The sequence below is a fragment of the Clostridium sp. JS66 genome (genome assembly GCF_033561535.1).
GTDB classification, from domain to species: Bacteria; Bacillota; Clostridia; order Clostridiales; family Clostridiaceae; genus Clostridium_AM; species Clostridium_AM carboxidivorans.
In genome coordinates this window covers 5,890,779-5,909,859 of record NZ_CP131467.1, presented here as the reverse complement: position 1 = coordinate 5,909,859, position 19,081 = coordinate 5,890,779, and the positions used below count along the sequence as shown (strand labels likewise).

The window sequence follows — 19,081 nt, the reverse complement described above, 5'->3', positions numbered from 1 at the left end:
GTTAGAATGAAAAGTAAGAAAATTTAAAAAATAAGAAGGAATTTAATAAATTATGTTGAATTATTATTAGTAAATATAGAATGTTAAGGAGGAATAACAATGACAGATGTTAGACAAGTTTATAAGTGTGAAATTTGTGGTAATATGGTAGAGGTTGTCCATAAAGCAGGAGGAACTTTAGTGTGTTGTGGAAAGCCTATGACTCTTCTTTCAGAAAATACTATGGATGCAGCAGTTGAAAAACATGTACCTGTCATAGAAAAATTACAAGATGGCATAGTTGCAAAGGTTGGGGAAGTTGAACATCCTATGTTGGAAAATCATTATATTGAATGGATAGAGGTTCATACTGCAAATAAAGTATATAGAAAATATTTAAAACCAGGAGAAAAGCCAGAAGCTATATTTAAAGTAGATGAAGAAATTTTATTTGCTAGAGAATACTGTAATGTTCACGGTTTGTGGAAAAAATAAAATTTAAATAATATATTGACAATTTAATGTTTAAGGAATAATATAAGTTAAAAGAATTATATATGTAAAAATCCTTTGATAAGAGGCAAGTATGTTTAAAAACAGATTTGAAGAGAGCTGTAGGTGGCTGGGATTACAGTAATTATGCTTAAACAGAATGGATCTTTGAGGATCGGGATGAATTTAAAGTACTCTTTTGACGTAAGCCATACGTTATAATGGCAGGATATGTATGTATCTTAAACAAGGAAAAGATTTATTATCTTTTTGAATTTAGGTGGCACAGTGTTAACACGCCCTATGATTAATGAAAATCATAGGGCTTTTTTATATAAACATACTAGGAGGTAATCAAAATGGAAGAAAATAAAAAAGTAATATTTAGTGGAATTCAACCATCAGGAAATTTAACTATAGGAAATTATTTAGGAGCTTTAAAAAATTGGGTTAAACTCCAAGATGAATATGATTGCTACTTTTGTGTAGTTGATCTTCATGCTATAACTGTAAGACAGGAACCAAAAGATTTGAGAAGAAGAACACTAGAAGTGTTAGCAATATATTTAGCAGCAGGTATTGATCCTGAAAAAAATACTATATTTATACAGTCACATGTACCTACACACAGTGAAGCAAGCTGGTTATTGACTTGTTGTGCCACATACGTTGGCGAATTAGGAAGAATGACTCAATATAAAGACAAATCAAAGAAATATGGAGATTCAATAGGTGCAGGACTTTTAAACTATCCAGTATTAATGGCAGCAGATATATTATTATATAATGCAGATTTAGTTCCTGTTGGTAAGGATCAAACTCAGCACATTGAGCTTACAAGAGATATTGCACAAAGGTTTAATAATTTATATAGCCCAACCTTTAAATTACCAGAGGGATATATACCAAAGCTAGGTGCAAAAATAATGGATTTACAGGAACCTACTAAGAAGATGTCAAAATCCTCAGATAACCCTAATGGCTATATATTAATTATGGATCCGCCAGAAGTTATAAGAAAAAAGATAAACAGATGTGTTACAGACAGTATAGGAGTAGTTAAATATACAGATGATCAACCAGGTATCAAAAATTTAATTACAATATTAAATGCTATTACAGGTATGAGTATTGAAGACATAGAAAAGAAATATGAAGGTCAGGGTTATGCTCAATTTAAAAATGATGTAGCAGAAGCTATAGTAAATGAATTAGAACCTATACAGAAAAAGGTGAAAGAATTTACAGAGGATAAGGAATATCTTCAAAGCATATATAAAAAAGGTGCAGAAAAAGCTTATTATGTTTCTAATAAAATGCTTAGAAAGATGCAGAAAAAAATTGGCTTTATTCCTGTATCTAAGTAGATAATAAGTGGTAAAATAATTTTATAACCTAAAAAAGATGCGTTTTAATATGCATCTTTTTAATTTCATGGTTGGGAGGTTGAAATTGACTAATATAAATAATACTAAAAATATTTTATATAAGTGGAATAATTTTAAATTAAAAATTATTTTAGAAGGAATAATAGTAGGATTTTTTTCAGGATTATTAATTGTAAGCTATAGATATGCATTGGAGAAAGCACTTAGTTTCGCCAAGTATGTTTATGCATTACAATTAAAAAACATTTTCTTAATTCCAATTTGGGTAATAATTCTTGTTATAGGTGGATGGATTGTAGGAATAATTATGAAAAAGGAACCTATGGCTTCAGGAAGTGGTATACCACAAGTTGAAGGAATAGTGGCCGGGAAGCTTGCTATGAATTGGTGGAAAGTAATACTAGCTAAATTTTTAGGAGGTGTTATTTGTATAGGTGCTGGACTATCTTTAGGAAGAGAAGGTCCTTCTGTTCAAATGGGAGCAGCTGTTGGACAAGGCGTTGGAAGGATTTTTAAAAGAATTAAAGTAGAAGAAAAATTTCTTATAACCAGTGGGGCTAGTGCAGGTCTTGCTGCAGCATTTAATGCACCTTTAGCAGGTGTAATTTTTGCTTTAGAGGAAGTACATAAAAATTTTTCGCCTATAGTTATGACAACAGCATTAGCAGCATCTATAACTTCAGATTTTGTTTGTAAAAACTTTTTTGGATTAAAACCGGTATTTGATTTTAAAAACTTAAAACCCATACCACTAAATAATTATTTCTATATAATCATATTAGGTATGGTTTTAGGTATATTTGGTGTAGCTTTTAATAAGTGTATATTTAAAAGTCAGGAACTATATGCTAAACAGAAATGGTTATCTCCAGAAGCAAGACCTATAATAGCATTTATCATATCAGGAGTAGTTGGATTGACTTTACCGGAAGTTTTAGGAGGAGGACATGAGATAATAGGTTCTCTTGTAAATTATTCTTTTCCATTAAAGGTATTATTAATATTGTTAATAGTGAAATTTTTCTTTACTATGGTAAGTTTTGGATGTGGAGCACCAGGTGGAATATTCCTTCCCCTTTTAGTTATTGGTGGGTTAATAGGAATAAGCTATGGTGATTTGATAAAGGTTTTATTTGGATTTAACCAAATCTATATAAATAATCTAATAATACTAGGTATGGCAGGCTACTTTGCTGCAACTGTTAAATCACCTATAACAGGATGCGTTTTAATTACTGAAATGACAGGGTCATTTTCCCATTTGCTTTCACTTAGTTTAGTATGTTTAACAGCATATGTTACTGCAGATATAATGAAATCAAAGCCAATATATGAGGTATTGCTTAAAAAATTTTTAAATAAAAATATTAGTGAATTTCAAGGTGAAGAGGGAAACAAAGAAATTATAGAAATAGCTGTTTGTATGGGATCAACGCTGGATGGTAAAAAGATAAAGGAAGTTAAATGGCCGGATCAATGTTTATTAGTATCAGTTAAAAGAGGTGCAGAAGAAACTATACCAAAAGGAAATACATCGATCTGTGTAGGAGATTATTTAGTCGTATTAGCAAACGAAAAAGACATTGATTATGTAAAAGAGCATTTGTGCCTATTAGCAGAGAAATGAAATAATTCATAAAAAAATATGATTGATATGGATATATTTTCCTATCAATCATATTTTTGTTTTATTATATTTAGCACACTTTATCCTCTAATATAAACTTGTTTATTACATGAGCTACTCCATTTTCTTCATTAGTTTTTGTCACATAGTCTGCAATTTCCTTAATTTCAGGAAAAGCATTACCCATAGCTACTCCAAGACCAGCATATTTTATCATATGGATATCATTGCCAGCATCACCCATACATATTACTTCTTCTCTTTTTATGCCTAGATTTTTGGCTAATATGTCAACGCCAATACCTTTATTGGCAGAGTTATTTATAAACTCAAGGAAAAAAGGAGCACTTCTTACTACAGTATATTTGCTATAAACTTCATCAGGAAGCTGTTTAATAGCATTGTCCAATAAAGTTTCATCATCTATAAACATTACTTTTATTACAGTTGTATTTGGATTTACATCGTCAAAGTTTAATAATTCAATATCAAGTCCATTTATAGCAGCTTCATGCTCAGTATATTTATTGAGTTTAGGTGTTATGCAAGACGTAGGAGTAGATATATGAATATTAACATTTAACTTTTTGCTTAAACTGTATAGACATTTAACATCATCCATTGTCATTAAAGTTTTTGATAAAATTTTACCAGTTTTAGTATTTTGAATTACAGCACCATTAAAAGCAACAGCATAGTCATTTTCAGTGATTAAATTCAATTGATTTAAATATTTTTCTATACCCTTTAAAGGTCTTCCAGTGGCTAAGACTACTTTAACTCCTCTTTTTTTAGCATTTTGAATAGCTTGAAAGTTTTCTTTAGATATAGTTTTATTTTCATTTAATAAAGTACCATCCATATCAAGAGCTAATAACTTGTACATTTCTAACCTCCAAAATTATAGTTTTATTAACATGATTATTATAACATTTGTATAGTTAAAAGAAATCCAGAGTAAATAGAATATTTAGCTGTGAAGAAAGGTTTATACAAAAATTAAACGTTTACCATATATAACAACTTCTTTTAGTAATTTTTAAATATTTTATATTGTATGCAGTTAATTAAATCTATAATAAGTTAAGTTGACATTGGTTCATAATAAAGTTAAAATCATTGTTGAAAGCAAAAAAATAAAGAGGAGAGAGAAGTGTGGCAGATTTAACTAAAGAGATTGAAAGAAGAAGAACCTTTGCCATAATATCCCACCCGGATGCCGGAAAAACAACACTTACTGAAAAATTATTGTTGTATGGAGGAGCAATCAGATTAGCAGGTTCGGTTAAAGCAAGAAAAGCTTCAAAACATGCAGTATCTGACTGGATGGAAATAGAAAAGCAAAGAGGTATTTCAGTTACATCTTCGGTTATGCAATTTAACTATGATGATTACTGTATAAATATATTGGATACACCAGGACATCAAGACTTCAGTGAAGATACATATAGAACATTAATGGCAGCAGACAGCGCGGTAATGGTAATTGACTCTGCAAAAGGAGTTGAGGAACAAACTAAAAAGTTATTTCATGTATGCAGCCTTAGGGGAATACCTATATTTACATTTGTAAATAAAATGGATAGGGAAAGCAAAGATCCTTTTGAACTAATGGAGGACATAGAACAAGTATTAGGAATCAAGTCTTATCCTATGAATTGGCCAATTGGATCAGGTGCAGATTTTAGGGGAGTTTATGACAGAAATAAAAAACTTATAGAGGTTTTTGGTGGAGGAAATCATGGTCAGACCCAAGTAGAGGCAATGGAAGGTAATGTAGATGACAATGTGTTTAAAGACTTACTTGGAGAGGCTCTTCATGAAAAGCTAAAAGAAGATATAGAACTATTGGACATTGCTGGTGATGAATTTGATTTAAACAAGGTTAGAGAAGGAAATCTAACACCTGTGTTTTTTGGAAGTGCTCTCACAAACTTTGGAGTAGAGCCATTTTTAAAAGAATTTTTACAGCTTACAACTGCACCATTATCCAGAGAATCTGATCAAGGGGAAGTGGATGTATTTGAGGAAAATTTTTCATCCTTTATATTTAAAATACAAGCCAATATGAACCCTGCTCATAGAGATAGAATTGCCTTTATGAGAATATGTTCAGGAAAATTTAAAAAGGGAATGGAAGTTTTCCATGTCCAAGGAAAAAATAAGATAAAGCTAGCGCAACCACAGCAATTTTTAGCGCAAGATAGAGAAATAGTAGAAGAAGCTTATGCTGGAGATATAATTGGAGTATTTGATCCAGGTATTTTTAGAATAGGAGATACTCTATGTTCAAGTCCTAAAAAGTTTAAATTTGAAGGAATACCAATATTTGCTCCAGAACATTTTGCAAGAGTAAAAACTATAGATACTATGAAGAGAAAGCAATTTATAAAGGGAATAACAGAAATTTCCCAAGAAGGTGCTATTCAAGTTTTTAAAGAATTGCATATAGGTATAGAGGAAATTATAGTAGGAGTAGTTGGTGTATTACAGTTTGAAGTTCTAGAATATAGAATGAAAAACGAATATAATGTAGATATTAAAATGGATATGCTTGCTTATAGAAATATAAGATGGATAGAAAGTTCAGAAGTAAACCCTGAAAAGCTTGTTCTAACTAGTGATACAAAGTTAGTAAAAGATTTGAAGGATAGAAACATACTTATATTCCAAAGTGAATGGGCTATAAATTGGGCTCTAGAACATAATAAGGGACTCACTTTGTCTGATATAGGAAAATCTGAATAATTGTTATAAATAAAAAAGACTTAAACTTTAATTGTTAAAATGCAATTAAAGTTTAAGTCTTTAATTTTTGGACTATAATGAACGAAAATTGTAGTCAGTTAAGTATGTTGAATGAATAGTTTTATAATATATAGAGGTAAGAGGTGTTGATATTATTGCTTTACCTTTGTCCAATATAAAATCTACTAATTTGATATTGAAATATGCAAGAAGTAATCCACCTAAAACATCGATAACCCAATGTATTTCAAGGTACATTGTAGAGAATATTACGCTTAAACAAAAGAATCCCCACAAATACTTGAATAGTTTATTCTTTTCCCTTATAACTAGTAAAAACATAGCAAAGGCTATAGATGTATGCATGGATGGAAAACAATTAAGAGCAACACCTGCAGCTGCTTGAGGACTTAAATGTCTATTTAGTCCATCAGGATGTCCAAGTACATACCAAACTTCTTGAAGATGGAAGGTTAAATAAAATGGAGTAATTAAAAATACTTGTAAAACATGTCCACCTAAAGCATATCTAATCATTTTCTTAAAATCTTTAGATATGGCAGCTCTGTAAAGAGGAAGTAAAACAGGTAGAACAAAGCCATTATTATAAACCATTCTTAAAATCCAAGTAAGAGTTTCAGGCATGTACACTCTTGCAAAACCAGCATCATTAAAAGGTATTTTACTGAATATAGGGTTTAAATCAACAACGATATTTCTACTTATTTGCCAACTTAACATTTTTCCCCAGAATTCATATCCGTGAACATTTATGTAGGATATAAACATCAGAAAAGGTATGCATAGTACTAGGAATGGAATCCATTTAACATCTTTTCTCATATCAGAATATGCTGTAAAGCTGGCAAAAGCTAGTAGAAAAAGATACGTTTTATAATCTACGCCAGAATTAGAATGTAGTGCAACACCTACAGCTCTTTTTAAAAGGTACAAACCTATAAGTATAAAGTAATATCTATTTAACAAGTCAAGTGCTTTAGAAATCAGATTGCGTGCTGTTCCTGAAGTACTTTTAATATTGAAGTTTAACATAACTTTTTTTTACCCCCTTCTCACACAAAATAAATTATAACATGACTGTATTATTAAGTACATATCAAAATAAACAAAAAAGCTCTGATTCCAACAGTCTAATTTGGAACCAGAGTAAAAAAAATATCATATTCCCTTCTTTTTACCTAATAGAGCATCAATAACAAAGACTAAAGCAGTAAATAGTAAAAGAAGATTTATAAATCCTCCACCTATTTTAAAGATTAAGCCTATTATCCAGAATAATATAATAAAACCACCTAACCAGCGTAAAAATATCATATATGTTACCTCCTGTAAAAAACAATTTAGTATTATAGAAAATAAAAAAAATTTCAAATAAACTTAGATTAATATACACAATAATATTAGTGTTAGCATTATCATAAAAAATTATTATGGTAATTTTAGTTTGAATTTTCTGTAATTTTCAATGAGTGTACCCATACATTTTGCAATTAGGAAAAATGTTAATATAATGATTATAAATAATTTTTGAGTAAGGAGTGTAGTTAGAAATGGAAAATAAAAATCTGGCTGGTAGTCAACTAAAAATCAATGATATAGTTCAAATATCATTAATGGCAGCTATCACATATATTGCTACAGCTGTAATTAATATACCTAGTGGTGTAATTATTAAAGGAGTAGTTCATCTTGGTGATAGCATGGTATTTTTAGCTGCTATACTTTTAGGAAAGAAAAAAGGCTTTCTATCAGCAGCAATAGGAATGTGTATATTTGACTTATTTTCACCTTATGCTATATGGGCTCCTTTCACTTTTGTAATAAAAGGGGTTATGGCATATATAGCGGCTACAATAGCTTATAGAAAAGATTACGATGGTAATAACATTTTTAATAATGTATTTGCATTTATTTTAGGTGGAATATGGATGATAGGTGCATATTATTTAGCTGGAGCTATGATAATGCATTTTGTAACTAAAATAGCATTTGCACAAGCTTTTGTTTTATCAGCAGCTGAAATTCCTGGAAATATAGCTCAAGTTGTAGCGGGGATGGCTTTAGCACTACCTTTAGGAAAAGTATTAAAAAAGGCTAATGTTGTAAAGAAATAATAAAAAAGAGGTTTTAAAACCTCTTTTTTTTAAATAGTTTTTAACTAGCTATTTCTCATTCTATTTTTTTCTGCTTTTCTTTTTCTTCTACAATCAGGACATCTTACAGGATCATTTTCAAATCCTTTTTCTTTGTAAAATTCTTGTTCTCCTTCAGTAAATACAAAATCTTTTCCGCAGTCTTTACATACGATAGTCTTATCTGCCATTAAAAAAACCTCCTTAAAATCATAGGACTAATTTTCTTGGATAACTTACCTCCTATGAAGAAAAGGAGAATAGAATACCTGGAAAAATTAACCTATTTATAAAAATGATAGAATTTACACTCTATACATATATTATAGCATATTGTAAAAAAAAAACAATATTTGAATTTTATTTTTACCATTACTCTGCATTATCTTTGCCAAGCTATGTATAACTTGGTTTTTCGCTGCCAGATGATATTTTGATTTTGAGGTAAAAATTCGCTATAAAAACTGATTTATGCGGCAAATAGATTATGTAGTAAAATGTGTTGTAAATTTTTATTAATATGGCTAAACAATCTTTATATAAGTGATGTATAATAAATCTATTAAAATATTTACTGAATTTTTGAATATAAATATTTATATAATGAATTTGAGGGTTTTAATATGGATAGAAAGAAATTTTTAAACTTGCTTAAAAAATCAGAAGGTACTAAATTAGACTTTAAACAGTCTATAGAGATAGAAACTGATAGTGGTAGAAAAGAGTTAGCAAAGGATATATGTGCTATAGCTAATTCCAGAGGTGGAAGAGGTTATTTAATAATAGGAATAGAAGATAAGACTAAAAAAGTGTTAGGAATTGATGATGTTAATTTTAGTGAAGAAAAAATACAGCAAATTGTGAGTTCAAGAATTGAACCACCTATACCTGTATCATTGGAATTTATAGAGTACGAAGGTAAGAAAGTAGCCATTATAAATATATATGATGGACCTCAAAAACCTTATCAAATTAAGGATAATGGAGCCTTTTATATAAGAAGGGGTTCTACCAATGATACTATGAGAAAACAAGAAATAATTTCATCACTTCAGGAAAACTTAAGTTTGAATATTGAATTATTTCCAATACCCCATAGTGATTTAAAGTGTATAGATACTGAAATAGTGGATAGATATTTTTTTTCTCAAGGAATAAAAGTAAATGATGAAAATAGGGTAGAACTTATGGAGAATGCGTCTATTATACATATGGATAAGGATTCAGGAAAGCACATGGCCACCATAGGAGGAATTCTAATTTTTTCTAAAAAAAATAATGTATATATATCACATAATATGATAAAAATAATTAATAGAACCAGCAAAAATTTAGGTAAAACTATAATAATTCAAGGGGATCTCCTTTCTATGTTGGATGAAAGTGAAGAATTTTTACAGAAAATATTGCCTAAAACATATCCTATAGAGTCAATATATGAAGGAATAAGAAATGCTGTTTTGTATAGGGATTATACAATGTATTATAAAGAAATAGAAGTAATAGTGGATTTTAATAGTATTGTTATAACTAGTCCTGGAATATTAGTGAAGGAAACAAATAAAAATTCTATTAATTACATGAGAAGAAATATGTGGATATATGAAAAAATAATTGCATTAGACAAAAAAGGAAGGTTTATAAAAAATGGAACAGGTTTTAATAGAATGCAGAAAGCTTTTAAAAATAAGGGTAGAGTAAGTTTTATCAATGTTATTAAAGATGGTGAATTTAAAGTTATATATCCCGGTATAAAAAAGTTTAAATGATTATTTCACAAAATACATTTAATATAAGCTATAAGCAGGTTAAGTATTTCAGAATTTTTTCAAAGTTATTCCAAATAACGTTGAAAAAATATTCTGAATATTATATAATTTACTTATAAGAGTGGCATAAAATATTAAAGTAAGGGGTGGTAAACATGATTCATGTATTTTGCAACAAGAGAGGTTCAGGCAAAACAAAGGCATTAATCAATCTTGCCAATGAAAAGGTTTTAACAAATAAGGGACACATTGTGTATATCGATGATGATAGAAGACCACTACTAGAGTTGGATAGAAGAATAAGATTTATTGCTACTAACGAATTTTACTTAAAAAATCAGGAAAGTTTTTACGGTTTTTTGTGCGGCATACTTTCAGAAGATTATGATATTGATACAATTTTTATTGATGGATTGTTTAATATTGTAGAAGGAAATCTTCATGATGCAGCACATTTATTTTGTTTATTAGAGAAATTAATGGAGAATAGTAATGTTGACATTTATATTAATATAAATGGGGATAAGGAGATGCCAGATTTTATAAAAAAATATGTGGCTTAACTGGAATTTAAAATAGAAAATAAATTAATATTAAAATAAGAGACTGGATATGAAATCCAGTCTTAAATTTTGCGCTCAAAAGAGTAACATGTAAAATCAAATAGTGATATTGTTCATTAATTGGATTAATTTTGTGAAAATATACAATATGTATTAAAATGTTGATAAAAAAATATTTTAAATATATACTAGGAACTATAGAAAAAGGCAAATATAAGAATATGTAGAAAGGTAGTGATTGAAGTGGCTAATGTTTATGATACCTTAATGGAACGTGGATACATAAAACAAGTTACTCATGAAGAAGAAGTAAGAGATTTATTAGGTAAGGAGAAAGTTACATTTTACATAGGATTTGATCCAACTGCAGATAGTCTTCATGTTGGCCATTTTTTACAAATGATGGTTATGGCTCACATGCAGAGAGCAGGACATAGACCTATAGCATTGCTTGGAGGGGGTACCGCTATGGTTGGTGATCCTTCAGGTAAGACAGATATGAGAAAAATGTTAACAAAGGAACAAATACAGCATAATGCTGAGTGTTTTAAGAATCAATTTTCAGTTCTTGTAGATTTTGATAATGATAAGGCTATAATGGCCAATAATGCTGATTGGTTATTAAATCTTAATTATGTGGATTTTTTGAGAGAAGTAGGAGTGCATTTTTCTGTAAATAGAATGCTTACAGCAGAATGTTTTAAACAAAGATTAGAGAAAGGATTGTCTTTCCTTGAATTTAACTATATGTTAATGCAAGGATATGACTTCCTTGAACTTAATAGAAGATATGGTTGTGTATTACAATTAGGTGGAGATGATCAATGGTCAAATATAATAGCAGGAGCAGATTTAATAAGAAGAAAAGAAAGTAAGCCTGCGTATGGAATGACTTTTGCACTTTTAACTAATAGTGAAGGCAAAAAAATGGGTAAAACAGAGAAGGGTGCATTATGGTTAAATAAAGAAAAAACTTCACCATATGAGTTTTATCAGTACTGGAGAAATGTAGCAGATTCAGATGTAGAAAAATGCTTAGCACTTTTAACTTTCCTACCTATGGATGAAGTTAGAAGATTAGGTTCACTTCAAGATGCTGAAATAAATGAAGCTAAGAAAGTTCTTGCTTATGAAGTTACCAAGATTGTTCACGGTAAGGAAGAAGCAGAAAAAGCAAAAGCTGCAGCAGAAGCATTATTTGCTGGTGGAGCTAGTATGGAAAATGTTCCAACAGTAGAAATAACAGAAGATGAACTTGGATGTACTGTAATAGACTTAATTGTAAATACAAAAATACTTTCATCCAAAAGTGAAGCAAGAAGACTTGTACAGCAAGGTGGGCTCACAATAAATGATGAAAAGGTAACAGATGCCAATATGGTAATAACAAAAGCCAACTTTAATGATAAGTCTATGCTTATTAGAAGAGGAAAGAAAAATTATAATAGAATAGTAATTAAATAAAAATAAAATACTGTTTTTAAAGTCTAGTAAAGTAAATGGCTTTAAAAACAGTGTTTTTTTATTTATGGAAAATAGTATGTTAGTCTTTTAATAATTTGGAAAGTAAGTCTATTATTTCATCTACTTTTTTATCTCCAGTATTATTTAGAAAAGCATCTTTCACGCAATGATTAAGATGTTGTTTTAGGATTAATAAATTGGATTTCTTTAGAAGTGATTGAGCAGCAACTATTTGGTTAGATACATCAATGCAATATCTTCCTTCCTCAATCATTTTAATTATTCCTTCTATTTGTCCCTTTGAGGTTTTTAAACATTGTAGAGCTTTTTTCTTTTCTTCATTCACTTACTTTATAACTCCTCTCTATTTTGAGTTACATCACACATTATACATTATGGTTCCACATTATTAAGGCATCTTCTTTATTGTCAGCATAATATCCTTTTCTTAAACCTTCTTCTGCAAAGCCATATTTTTTATAAAGGTTTTGAGCTACTATGTTGGATTTTCTTACTTCTAAAGTCATGTTATGTGCAAATTCAATTTTACATATTTCCATTAGTGCCTCTAGTAAAAGGTTTCCTGCACCTATACCTCTATATTCAGGATGAACTGCTATATTAGTTATATGTCCTTCATCAAGAATTAACCACATACCAGCATATCCTATTATAACATTCTCTTTTTTAGCAACTACATATCTTGCAAATTTATTATTTGAGATTTCATTTTCAAAAGAAGTTCTGCTCCAAGGTGTTGGAAAACTCAAAGCATCTATTGCAAGTACACTATCAATATGTTCCTGCTTTAAAGACAGTATTTCAATATTATTCACTTGCCAAGGACTCCATTTTTTTCTCATATTCTCTTTCAGCCTGAGACTTTCTAATATACAAAGGTGAAAATGTATATAAGTCATCTTTTATGCCTGAATTTAAAAGGTTTAAACCTATTTCACCTAATGAAGAGGCTTTTACTACATTAAGGTGTGCAGGAGCAAAATTAATATTTTTTATATTGTTTGTTAGCTTTTCCTTAAATTTATAAATAGCATCTCCTATAAAACAAACTTTAAGGTTCTGTTCATTTATAGTACTAATTAAATCATCAATGGAAATAATCATGTAATCACTAACTCGTTGTAGTTTGCTATCAACAAAGTTGTATAATGCAGTGTAAACATTATTGCGCAATGCATCTATAATAGGACATATAGTTCCATCTGTATAAGCTAAATTATAAGCAAGTGCATCTAATGAAGAAACACTTACAAAAGGTTTGCCAGTACCTTGACTTAATCCTTTTATTGTTGAAGCACCTATTCTAAGACCTGTAAAGGAACCAGGACCTTTTGAAACTACAAATCCGTCTAAAGAATTTATATCAATTTTTAAATTTTTTAATAGTTTATCTATCATAGGCATCATTAAAATGGAATGCTGTTTTTTATAATTAAAGGTTATTTCACCAAGTAATCTGTTATCTTCTATTACTGCACAAGTAGCAGCTTCTGTAGCTGAATCTAAACTTAAAATTTTCATATTCTATTTTAACTCCTTTATATAATCGTATCTTTCTCCGTAATATTCTATTGAAATTTTTCTAAAATCTATACCTTTTTCAGGTATTTTTTCAATTTTTACAGATATATGTTCTGTGGGGATTAATTCTTCTATGTAATTTGACCATTCTACAATACTAACAGCATCACTAAAGATATATTCATCGAAGCCAATAGCTTCAATTTCGTCAGGGTCATTAACTCTATAAACATCAAAATGATATAATTTTAAACGCCCTTCATATTCGTTAACAATGGTAAAGGTTGGGCTAGTTATAGGGTCAGTTATTCCAAGGGCTTTTGCTATGCCTTTAGTAAAATGGGTTTTACCAGTTCCCATTTCGCCATTAAGACATATTATATCTCCAGGTTTTAACATATTTCCTAATTTATTTCCTAGATTTATAGTTGACTCTACATTATCTACAATAAAATTCATTAAAATTCACCTCATAAAATATTTTAACCAAAACAGTGCGAAAAGAAAAGTGACGCTGCTTATTTAGGAACATTAGCACAAGTTAATGCTTCCTTAAGATATTGTAGTGCTTTTCCACAAATAAAGTTTTCATTAACCATATTATTCATTATGGAAAAAGCCTTTTCTTTATCAAAGCCTTTTCTGTAAGGTCTATCTTCTGTCAGAGCTTGATAAATATCACAAACACCTATAATACGACATTCTTCTGATAATTGTTCGCCAACTAGTGATCTAGGGTAACCATTTCCATTAAGTTTTTCGTGATGGTTAGAAGCCCAATCACTTATATCACTTATATCAACAATTCTATCCAATATTACCTTTGTATAATACACGTGTGATTTAATAATAGCAAATTCTTCTGCAGATAATGAAGCATTTTTATCAAGTATACTTGATGGAATGGCAAGCTTCCCTATATCGTGAAGTAAACCTGAAATTTTCATCTTTATACACTTATCTTCAGGGTATCCGATGAATTTTGAAACTGTATAAGCAAGTTCTGAAATTCCTCTGGAATGAGTCGCAGTAAATTTACTTTTATTATCTATTATATTTGAAAATATGTATGCGATATCTTGGAATTGTTCTAAATTTAAACATTCATCTATATTTGGAGATACAGTATTTAATATAAATTCCATAAATGATATGTTTTCTATATTGAACCAAAAAAAGTCCTTAGATGAAACTTGTAAGAAGGCATCTACTAAATTCTTAGAAAAAATTACATTCTCATTTTTTTTGATCCATGATATAATACTATTTCTTTGTTTAAAAGCTGGTATAGTTTCATTATATAAAATCTCTATTAAATCACAGATTCTTATAATTTGACTTTCTATTTGAATACTATTTCCACTTAACCCCATAGCACCACTGCCATCAAAGTTTTCATGATGATTTAATATTATACTAGAAATATTGTTAAAAATAGGAAAAGATTTAGTTATTTCTGCACCAATTTCGCAATGCTTTTTTATAAAGGAATTTGATGAATGACTTTTTGTTAAATAGTTAGCAGCACCAATATCATGTAAAAGAGAAGCAATATATAATTGCTTTTTTTGCTCTTCATTTAGTTTTATAAAATTTGCTATTTCTAAAGCCAAATATGTAGTTCTAATAGAATGGTGCTTAAATTTATGACTTGTATAATCAACGTTTGAAACATTTTCTATAACTGGTGAATCATATTCTGAACTAATTTGAGATAAATCTAGAGCTATGGACATAGCTCTTATTACCCTATCCATGCTTATTTTCATATAGAACCTCACTAAATAATAATAATAATAATAATCTTATTTAATTTTAACATAGATATTTTATATAAAACATATTAAATATGTTTTATATAAAGGAAAATTTGTTACAAATATAGAATCATTCAATAACAGTAACAAATATTTTAGGTTATCATAAAAAAATGTATGGAGTTGGTTTAACATGGATAGTTTAGTATTTGAGAAAATGTGGAATGAATGTGAACGAAAAAACCTATCAATATCGAAAAAATTTTGGGATCTAAGAGCTGAGGAGTTTAATAAGATTATAAATAATAATGATAAAGAAGAAAACATGGAGTTAGTAAAATTTCTTACTTCAAAATGTATTCTTAATAAGGAGTGTTCTATATTAGATGTTGGCTGTGGTGTTGGTAAGCATTCTCTACAATTTTCTAAGTATGCAAAGAATATTATTGGCATTGACATATCCTCTAAAATGATTGAATATGCCATACAAAATATGAAGGATATGAGTATTGATAATATTGAATATAAGGTTGAAACGTGGCAAAGTTTGAACTTGGATGACTATAATTGGAGAAAAAAGTTTGATCTTGTATTTGCATCTATGACTCCAGCAATAAATAGTAAAGATACTTTATTAAAAATGATTGAAGCATCAAAAAGATATTGTTTTATGAGTGGATTTGTATATAGAAATGATAATATTAAAAATCAACTTAGAGAAAAAATATTAGGAAAAGATAAAAGTTATAATAAGAAATTTGAAAATAATATCTATTATGCTTTTAACATTCTGTGGAACATGGGGATACATCCGGAAATTCAATATAAAAGTGTTCAGTGGAATAAAGAATGGGATTTAAGTAAGGCAATAGAGGTTTATACATTACAGTTTGAAGATTTAGGAATTGAAAATTCTAAAGATATTATAAAGAGTTATTTAGAGAGCATAAGTGATAATGGAAAGATCAAGGATAGTGTTAAGGCAAAGGTTGCATGGATGCTTTGGAGCATATAAAGTCATTGATGAATTTGACAGGAGCTTAATTAATGCTCTAATTGAAATTTTTCTGAATTTACTGTAAAATAGATATTTGTAAATATTTATTTTTTTAACAATATTTATAAAATACGGAGGGAAAGTATGGGGGATGAACAAAAAAAGTCATATATTAAAGAAAAATTTAAAAACATAGATTATATGATGTTAAAATCTATTACAGATTGTATTTATGAAGCAGTTTGCGTTATAGATGAGAAGGGAATTGTAGTAGTTTGGAATAAAAGCGCAGAAAAATTATATAATATAGATTATGAGGAAATTATAGGGCAAAATATAGAAAAATTTTTTCCTGATGCAATAGTAAATAAGGTTAGAAAAACAGGTGTATCCATTGAGAATAAATATCATTGTCCCTTGAAAAATTATCCTGTTTTGGCTAATTCAATGCCTTTATACATAGAGAATGTTTTTAGGGGGGCAGTTTCTACAGATAGAGATTTTGAAGAACTAAGTAGGCTCTATAGTGAGTTGGAAAATGCAAATTCAAAACTAATTTTTCTGGAAAATCAAGTGAAGAAAAATTTAGGTGTCTTTGGGAATATAATTGGAAAAAGTTCTAGTATTGTAAAGAAGATTGATATGGCAAGGCAGATAGCACCAACAAATGCTAGTGTTATGATCACTGGAGAAAGTGGAACAGGAAAAGAAGTTTTTGCAAAAGGAATTCATGAATTAAGTGGAAGAAAAGGACTTTTTGTTCCAGTAAATTGTAGTGCAATTCCTTCAGAACTTTTTGAAAGTGAATTTTTCGGATATTGTTCAGGAGCTTTTACTGGTGCTAATAGGAAAGGAAAAGTTGGGATATTTGAATTAGCAAATGAAGGAACTATATTTCTTGATGAAATAGGAGACATGCCTTTAAGCATGCAAGCAAAGCTGCTTAGAGTTTTACAGGAGAGAGAAATTGTAAGGGTAGGTGGCGAAAAAAGTATTAAGTTAAATTTGAGAGTAATATCAGCAACAAATAGATGCTTGCAAGAAATGGTTAAAACAAATAAATTTAGAGAAGATTTATATTATAGACTAAATGTAGTTGAAATTAACCTGCCACCATTAAGAGATAGAAAAGAAGATATTCCATTATTTATAGAGCATTTTACCAAACAATTTTCATCAAAGAATTCAAAAAATATAATAAAAATACATGGACAAGTACTGAATATTTTAAATGAATATAGATGGCCTGGTAATATTAGAGAATTAATGAATGTAATAGAACATATCGTTGTTACAAATAAAAATGGAATAATACAAAAGAATTCTATTCCTGAGTATATACTTTTACACATGAAAAAAAACGAATTTTTTAAAGAATATCCATTGGACTTAACTAGAGCTATTAGAGAATTAGAAATGGAGAATATAAAAAAAGCTTTAAAAATCACTAAAAACAATAAATCAAAAGCAGCTAAGTTGCTGAATATACCTAGGGGAACTTTATACCATAAAATTGATGAATATAAAATAAAAAAATTATAATTATTTGCATTGTTAAAAAGCATTATGTAAAATAGAAATGTATTTCTAAATTTATAGAGTTATTTTAAGATTCATATGGAGTGTATTTAAGGAGTATGTCTTCATGTGCTTAATACGGGGTGAATAGTTTGAGAAACGCAATATTATTGTTTTTATGTATGATATTATTAAGCGGTTGTAGCTATAAGATGCAAAATGAATCAGTAAAATCAGATAACAATGAAGTTAAGATGGAAACAAGAAAAGATATAGAATTAAATATTGTTACTACAGATAAATTATTGTGCAATATGGTTAAAAGTATATCTAAAAGTATGCATTCTGTAGACTATATTTTTAAAAGTAGAGTAGATGAAGAAAATTTTCAATTTACTTCAGATAGTTTAAACAATATAGCTAAAAATGATTTATTTATTTATATGGGAGCAGGATTTGAACCTTGGATTGATGATTTTATAGATAAGCTAAATAAAAGTAAGGTTGGAGTAATAAATGTTTCTAGAGGTGTAAAACTTTTATCATATAACAAAGAAGTAAAATATAAAAATACTACCTTAAAAGATAATGGCTACTACTTAATGAATATTGATAATTATAAGATAGCTTTGCTAAACATCAAAAATTCAATACAAGATAAAGATCCTAAAAATAGGGATTTATACCAGAAAAATTTTTCGGAAACAGTAAAAAATATTGAAACACATGAAAAAGATTTAAAAACTGTTGTAGGTAAACTAACAGATTGTAATTTTGTATTTGCAGAAGATGAAATGAATTATTTTATAAAATATAATGGTTTTAAGTCAATATATACAGTAAAAGATTCTAATGGAAAATGGGATCTAGAAGCCAAAGTTAAGGATTTAAAAAAACTTGTATTTTTGTATAATGACCCAGCTGTTTTACAAGAAAATGCAGATATAATAAAAAAGTATAATATTAAAACTGTAAATATAAAAATATATAATGGTGAAATTAATTATGAGGATATTCTAAAGTATAATATAGAAACTTTGAAAAAGTTCTATGAAAGTGAAAGTATAAAAAAGTAATATTAATC

At 28.7% G+C, this 19,081-nt stretch carries 20 protein-coding genes; 11 read left to right on the top strand and 9 right to left on the bottom strand.

Going from position 1 to position 19,081, the window contains the following annotated elements; translation table 11 throughout:
• The first annotated feature begins 99 nt into the window (after nt 1–99).
• From Q6H37_RS27435 to clcA, 3 genes are all read left to right on the top strand, one after another.
• Nucleotides 100–474: a desulfoferrodoxin gene (locus Q6H37_RS27435; protein WP_318738072.1), complete on the top strand. Its 375-nt coding sequence runs from the start codon at nt 100–102 to the stop codon at nt 472–474.
• 356 nt (nt 475–830) lie between these two features.
• Nucleotides 831–1,838 carry a tryptophan--tRNA ligase gene (trpS, locus tag Q6H37_RS27430; RefSeq protein ID WP_318738069.1) on the top strand — a complete coding sequence of 336 codons (1,008 nt, stop codon included), beginning with the start codon at nt 831–833 and terminating at the stop codon, nt 1,836–1,838.
• 85 nt (nt 1,839–1,923) lie between these two features.
• A complete protein-coding gene (gene clcA / locus Q6H37_RS27425) occupies nt 1,924–3,486 on the top strand; it encodes a H(+)/Cl(-) exchange transporter ClcA (protein WP_318738068.1) in 1,563 nt (520 codons plus the stop codon).
• A 70-nt stretch (nt 3,487–3,556) separates the two neighbouring features.
• Here clcA and yidA read toward each other — a convergent pair whose 3' ends face one another.
• On the bottom strand, nt 3,557–4,372 hold the full coding sequence (yidA, locus tag Q6H37_RS27420; protein WP_318738066.1) for a sugar-phosphatase: 816 nt from the start codon (nt 4,370–4,372) through the stop codon (nt 3,557–3,559).
• A 269-nt stretch (nt 4,373–4,641) separates the two neighbouring features.
• Here yidA and Q6H37_RS27415 point away from each other — a divergent pair, with 269 nt between their 5' ends.
• A complete protein-coding gene (locus tag Q6H37_RS27415) occupies nt 4,642–6,234 on the top strand; it encodes a peptide chain release factor 3 (RefSeq protein ID WP_318738064.1) in 1,593 nt (530 codons plus the stop codon).
• A gap of 72 nt (nt 6,235–6,306) precedes the next feature.
• On the opposite strand, the gene Q6H37_RS27410 is transcribed toward Q6H37_RS27415, so the two are convergent.
• Together Q6H37_RS27410 and Q6H37_RS27405 are read right to left on the bottom strand one after the other, a co-directional pair.
• Nucleotides 6,307–7,287, bottom strand: coding sequence for a phosphatase PAP2 family protein (locus tag Q6H37_RS27410; RefSeq protein ID WP_318738063.1), 981 nt, complete (start codon nt 7,285–7,287; stop codon nt 6,307–6,309).
• Nucleotides 7,288–7,413: 126 nt separating this feature from the next.
• Nucleotides 7,414–7,569: a DUF5670 family protein gene (locus Q6H37_RS27405; protein WP_007061815.1), complete on the bottom strand. Its 156-nt coding sequence runs from the start codon at nt 7,567–7,569 to the stop codon at nt 7,414–7,416.
• A gap of 236 nt (nt 7,570–7,805) precedes the next feature.
• Between Q6H37_RS27405 and Q6H37_RS27400 the strand changes: the two genes are divergently transcribed.
• Entirely contained in the window at nt 7,806–8,369 is a 564-nt protein-coding gene (locus tag Q6H37_RS27400; protein ID WP_318738061.1) for an ECF transporter S component, read from the top strand.
• Nucleotides 8,370–8,413: 44 nt separating this feature from the next.
• On the opposite strand, the gene Q6H37_RS27395 is transcribed toward Q6H37_RS27400, so the two are convergent.
• Nucleotides 8,414–8,578 carry a zinc-ribbon domain-containing protein gene (locus tag Q6H37_RS27395; RefSeq protein WP_318738059.1) on the bottom strand — a complete coding sequence of 55 codons (165 nt, stop codon included), beginning with the start codon at nt 8,576–8,578 and terminating at the stop codon, nt 8,414–8,416.
• A gap of 432 nt (nt 8,579–9,010) precedes the next feature.
• Here Q6H37_RS27395 and Q6H37_RS27390 point away from each other — a divergent pair, with 432 nt between their 5' ends.
• The 3 genes from Q6H37_RS27390 (at nt 9,011) to tyrS (ending at nt 12,183) form a co-directional block, all read left to right on the top strand.
• Nucleotides 9,011–10,156: a helix-turn-helix domain-containing protein gene (locus tag Q6H37_RS27390; protein WP_318738057.1), complete on the top strand. Its 1,146-nt coding sequence runs from the start codon at nt 9,011–9,013 to the stop codon at nt 10,154–10,156.
• A gap of 155 nt (nt 10,157–10,311) precedes the next feature.
• Nucleotides 10,312–10,719, top strand: coding sequence for a hypothetical protein (locus tag Q6H37_RS27385; protein ID WP_007061819.1), 408 nt, complete (start codon nt 10,312–10,314; stop codon nt 10,717–10,719).
• Between the two features lie 243 nt (nt 10,720–10,962).
• A complete protein-coding gene (gene tyrS, locus Q6H37_RS27380) occupies nt 10,963–12,183 on the top strand; it encodes a tyrosine--tRNA ligase (RefSeq protein ID WP_318738054.1) in 1,221 nt (406 codons plus the stop codon).
• Between the two features lie 79 nt (nt 12,184–12,262).
• Here tyrS and Q6H37_RS27375 read toward each other — a convergent pair whose 3' ends face one another.
• The 5 genes from Q6H37_RS27375 to Q6H37_RS27355 are packed head-to-tail and all read right to left on the bottom strand — an operon-like array spanning nt 12,263 to nt 15,494.
• A complete protein-coding gene (locus tag Q6H37_RS27375) occupies nt 12,263–12,529 on the bottom strand; it encodes a metal-sensing transcriptional repressor (protein WP_007061821.1) in 267 nt (88 codons plus the stop codon).
• 40 nt (nt 12,530–12,569) lie between these two features.
• Nucleotides 12,570–13,019 (bottom strand): ribosomal protein S18-alanine N-acetyltransferase, encoded by a 450-nt coding sequence (gene rimI, locus Q6H37_RS27370; RefSeq protein ID WP_318738052.1) that lies wholly within the window; start codon nt 13,017–13,019, stop codon nt 12,570–12,572.
• Nucleotides 13,012–13,725: a tRNA (adenosine(37)-N6)-threonylcarbamoyltransferase complex dimerization subunit type 1 TsaB gene (gene tsaB / locus Q6H37_RS27365; RefSeq protein WP_007061823.1), complete on the bottom strand. Its 714-nt coding sequence runs from the start codon at nt 13,723–13,725 to the stop codon at nt 13,012–13,014. The genes rimI and tsaB overlap by 8 nt, the downstream gene beginning before the upstream one ends.
• A gap of 3 nt (nt 13,726–13,728) precedes the next feature.
• Nucleotides 13,729–14,184, bottom strand: coding sequence for a tRNA (adenosine(37)-N6)-threonylcarbamoyltransferase complex ATPase subunit type 1 TsaE (tsaE, locus tag Q6H37_RS27360; protein WP_007061824.1), 456 nt, complete (start codon nt 14,182–14,184; stop codon nt 13,729–13,731).
• 59 nt (nt 14,185–14,243) lie between these two features.
• On the bottom strand, nt 14,244–15,494 hold the full coding sequence (locus Q6H37_RS27355) for an HD-GYP domain-containing protein (protein ID WP_318738048.1): 1,251 nt from the start codon (nt 15,492–15,494) through the stop codon (nt 14,244–14,246).
• 181 nt (nt 15,495–15,675) lie between these two features.
• Here Q6H37_RS27355 and Q6H37_RS27350 point away from each other — a divergent pair, with 181 nt between their 5' ends.
• The 3 genes from Q6H37_RS27350 to Q6H37_RS27340 all read left to right on the top strand — a co-directional run bounded on the left by Q6H37_RS27350 (nt 15,676) and on the right by Q6H37_RS27340 (nt 19,073).
• On the top strand, nt 15,676–16,497 hold the full coding sequence (locus Q6H37_RS27350) for a class I SAM-dependent methyltransferase (RefSeq protein WP_318738046.1): 822 nt from the start codon (nt 15,676–15,678) through the stop codon (nt 16,495–16,497).
• Nucleotides 16,498–16,623: 126 nt separating this feature from the next.
• A complete protein-coding gene (locus Q6H37_RS27345) occupies nt 16,624–18,021 on the top strand; it encodes a sigma 54-interacting transcriptional regulator (RefSeq protein WP_318738044.1) in 1,398 nt (465 codons plus the stop codon).
• Nucleotides 18,022–18,140: 119 nt separating this feature from the next.
• Complete coding sequence (locus Q6H37_RS27340) at nt 18,141–19,073, top strand: metal ABC transporter substrate-binding protein (protein WP_318738042.1); 933 nt, start codon at nt 18,141–18,143, stop codon at nt 19,071–19,073.
• Nucleotides 19,074–19,081 lie beyond the last annotated feature (8 nt).